5 protein-coding genes are annotated in these 3,590 nt (G+C 66.9%); all 5 read right to left on the bottom strand.

Annotated features, from left to right (window positions below):
• Positions 1–942: M13 family metallopeptidase N-terminal domain-containing protein (locus HB724_RS20265; RefSeq protein ID WP_218625279.1), on the bottom strand; the 942-nt coding region annotated here is incomplete at its 3' end.
• A gap of 57 nt (positions 943–999) precedes the next feature.
• A complete protein-coding gene (locus HB724_RS20260; protein WP_213982753.1) occupies positions 1,000–1,557 on the bottom strand; it encodes a DUF2062 domain-containing protein in 558 nt (185 codons plus the stop codon).
• Position 1,558: 1 nt separating this feature from the next.
• Complete coding sequence (gene smpB, locus HB724_RS20255; RefSeq protein WP_213982752.1) at positions 1,559–2,041, bottom strand: SsrA-binding protein SmpB; 483 nt, start codon at positions 2,039–2,041, stop codon at positions 1,559–1,561.
• Between the two features lie 36 nt (positions 2,042–2,077).
• Positions 2,078–2,404 carry a GIY-YIG nuclease family protein gene (locus HB724_RS20250; RefSeq protein ID WP_213982751.1) on the bottom strand — a complete coding sequence of 109 codons (327 nt, stop codon included), beginning with the start codon at positions 2,402–2,404 and terminating at the stop codon, positions 2,078–2,080.
• 153 nt (positions 2,405–2,557) lie between these two features.
• Positions 2,558–3,439 (bottom strand): 4-hydroxy-tetrahydrodipicolinate synthase, encoded by an 882-nt coding sequence (gene dapA, locus HB724_RS20245; RefSeq protein WP_213982750.1) that lies wholly within the window; start codon positions 3,437–3,439, stop codon positions 2,558–2,560.
• Between the last annotated feature and the right edge of the window lie 151 nt (positions 3,440–3,590).

Genomic DNA, 3,590 nt, shown 5'->3' with positions numbered 1-3,590 from the left:
CGCCTGGATCAGCCTGGCGATGCCCGCCACCGCGCTCGGCTGGGCAACGATGACATAGTCGACCGGCGCGCCGATGCCAGCGAAATAGGCCTTGAAGTCGAAGCCCGGCGCGGTCCTGGCCAGCTCGGCCAGGGTCAGCTTGTTATAGGTCTTGTTGGCGTCGCGGCTCTCGACGCGGGTCCAGCTCACCTGGGCGATCTTGGTCTCGAACGCGACGATCGCGGCGGCGCGGGCGGCGGCGTTGGGCTCGCCGGCCAGCGTCAGCATCGCGGTCAGATGCTTGAGATAGGCCGCCTTGGTCTCGGCGAGCTTGGCGTCCTTGGAGAGATAATAGTCGCGATCGGGCATGCCCAGGCCGCCCTGGTACAGGCTCAGCGCATAGACTTCGGGATCCTTGTCGTCCTGGCCGACGCCGGCGCCGAAGGGCACGCGCACGCCGTTGCGATCCGCCTGGGCATAGAGCGCCGGCAGGCCCGACTTGGCGTTCACCGCCTTGATCTGGTTCAGCCAGGGCTGGATCGGCGCCAGCCCCTTGGCGTCGATCGCCGCGGTGTCGAGATAGGTCGCATAGGCGGTGCCGATCTTGGAATTGGCGTCGCTTCTGGTCGCCTCCAGGATATCGTGCGTGCGCTCGCGCGACAGATCGTCGAGCACGTTGAACGAGCCATAGTTCGACTTGTCGGCGGGGATCGGCGTGGTCTTCGCCCAGGTGCCGTTGGCATAGCCGTAGAAATCGTCGCCCGGGGCGATCGACTTGTCCATGCCGGTAACGTCGAAGCCGTAGTCGCCGATCTGCGGCTTGGGCGCAGGCGCCGGCTCCGGGGGAAGCGGGGTTGCTTCGGTCACGGGCGGCTCGACGGTCTCGACGGCGGCATTGTGGGTGCAGCCGGCAAGCAGGACGGGCGCGGCAAGGAAGGTGGTGGCGAGCAAGGAAAGACGCATCGACGGGAATCCCCTACGAATTTTGGATGCGCCGTCTTACGCCGTTAATACGGCTCGTCAATCGGCCCGCGCGGCCCGGTCGCGGCTGCGCTTGCGCCATTTGCGCGCGATCCACAGGCGCCATGCCAGGCCGGTGCCGAAATAGCCGACCACCGCCAGCACGAAGGTAATCGTGACGAGGCCGGTGAGCGTCGCCGGGCCGGCCTGATGCAGGAACCAGTCGCCCCAGCCCTGCTGCTGCGCCTGCGCCTGGGCATGGGCGAGCGCACGCTCGGTGCGCGGGCCGAGCATCCAGCTCCCGAGCCAATAGGCGGCGACCCAGAGCGGCGGCGTGGTGAGCGGATTGGTGAAGAAGGTCGTCGCGGCGGCGGCGGGGATGTTGGCGCGCAGCGGCAGCGCCAGCACGGCGGAAGCCGGAATCTGCCCCATCGGCACCAGGATGCCGGTGACCATGCCGAGCGCCACACCGCGCGGCACCGAGCGGCGCGTGAAGCGCCACAGCGACGAATGCATCACCCGGCTCGCCACCGGCTTCAGCCAGCGATTGCCCTCGATCGATTCACGGCTGGGCACCGCCTTGTCGGCCAGACGGCGCAGGCGTCCCGGCTGGCGCATGTCAGCCGCGGTCGCGGAGCAGGCGGCCCTGCTCCCGCTTCCAGTCCCGCTCCTTGATCGACTCGCGCTTGTCATGCGTCTTCTTGCCCTTCGCCAGCGCCAGCTCGACCTTCGCGCGCCCCCGGCCGTTGAAATAGATCGACAGCGGCACGAGCGTCATGCCCTCGCGGGCGACGGCGCCGTGGAGCTTGTTTATCTCGCGCTCATGAAGGAGCAATTTACGGGCCCGCTTGGGCTCGTGGTTGAAGCGGTTGCCGTGGCTGAATTCGGGGATGTTGGCGTTGATGAGCCAGACGCCGGTATCGTTGACCTCGGCATAGGCCTCGGCGATCGAGCCCTCGCCGAAGCGCAGCGACTTCACCTCGGTGCCGGTGAGGGCGAGGCCGGCCTCATAGACCGTCTCGATGAAGTAATCGAACCGCGCGCGCCGGTTCTCGGCGACGGTCTTCACTTTGTCGAAGGTGGCGGGACGAGGACGTGCCATGGGAGGTGGGCATGTAGGGATGCACGCGGCGAAAGGCTAGCCGAGTTTGTCGCCATCCAGGGGGTCGAAACCGAGTTCGACTGTCAGGTCGAGCCATTCCGGGTTCTCGCGTTCGATCAGGTTGAGCTTGTATGCGCGCTTCCAGCGCTTGACGGCCTTTTCGCGGCGGATGGCGCTTTCCATCTCGCCGTGCATCTCGAAATAGAAGAGCTTGAGGACGTTGTGCTTCGAGGTGAAGCCCTTCGTGATGCCGTTGCGGTGCTGGTAGATGCGCTGGAGCAGGTTCGATGTGACGCCGGTGTAGAACGTGCCGTTCCGGTCGCTCCCGAGGATATAGACGCAAGGCTGGCGTTCTTCCCGCATGGGGAAGGGATAACCGGACCCGCCCACAATAACCATCGTCACCCCGGCCGAAGTGCCGGGGTCTACCGTGCGGCTGGGAGAGCCCCTCAAGGATCGAGGGGCTCTCTCGCGGATAAGTGGACCCCGGCACTTCGGCCGGGGTGACAGCTGAGGTTAGATCAACCCCGCATGCGCCAGCGCCGCGTCCACGGCTCGCCGGCTCGCCTCGTTCGGCTCGGTCATCGGCAGGCGCAGCTCGATCGGGAAGCCGGGGCGGACGCGGGTCATCGCGTACTTCACCGGGCCGGGCGAGGCATCGGTGAACATCGCGATGTGGAGCGGATAGAGCCGGTCGTGGAGCTCCAGCGCCTTCGCGCGATCGCCCGCCGCCCAGGCCGCCTGGAATTCGGCGCACAGGCGCGGCGCGACGTTGGCGGTCACCGAGATGCAGCCCACCCCGCCCATCGCGTTGAAGGCGAGCGCCGTTTCGTCATTGCCCGAGAGCTGGACGAAGCCCGCGCCGCAGCCGGCGCGCTGCTCGGAGACGCGGGCGAGCTGGCCGGTCGCGTCCTTGATGCCGACGAACGTCTGCGGGAATGCCTTGACGATCCGCGCCACCGTCGCCGGCTGGATGTCGGTCACGGTGCGGCCGGGGACGTTGTACAGCACGATCGGCAGGTCGGTCGCGTTCGCGATCGCCTCGAAATGGCGGAAGATGCCTTCCTGGCTCGGGCGGTTGTAATAAGGCGGGACCATCAGCGCGGCATCGGCGCCCGCGTCCTTCGCGGCCTTCACATTGTCGATCGCCACCGCCGTATCGTTCGAGCCGGCGCCGGCGAGCACGGGCACCCTGCCCTTCACCTGATCGACGCACACGCGTACCACCTCGAAATGCTCATCTGCCGGCATGGTCGCGGCCTCGCCGGTGGTGCCGCAGGGTACGAGCGCGGCCGAGCCTTCGGTAACCTGCCATTCAACCAGCACGCGATAATCTTCCTCCGCGAAGCTGCCGTTGCGGAAGGGCGTGACGAGCGCGGGAATGGAGCCTGAGAACATGGGCGCGGATTTCTACTTACCAGGGGAAAATCGGGACTGGCAGATAGTGCCCGATGCCGTATCATGTCCAGCATGCTGGGATCGGTGTTAAAGAGCGCGTTGTTGCTCGCCGGAGTCTCCGGGCTCGCGGCTTCGTCGCAACTCTCGCGGG

This window comes from Sphingomonas sp. dw_22 (assembly GCF_018449795.1).
Classification (GTDB): Bacteria; Pseudomonadota; Alphaproteobacteria; order Sphingomonadales; family Sphingomonadaceae; genus Sphingomonas.
This window is presented reverse-complemented; position numbering and strand designations above follow the sequence as displayed.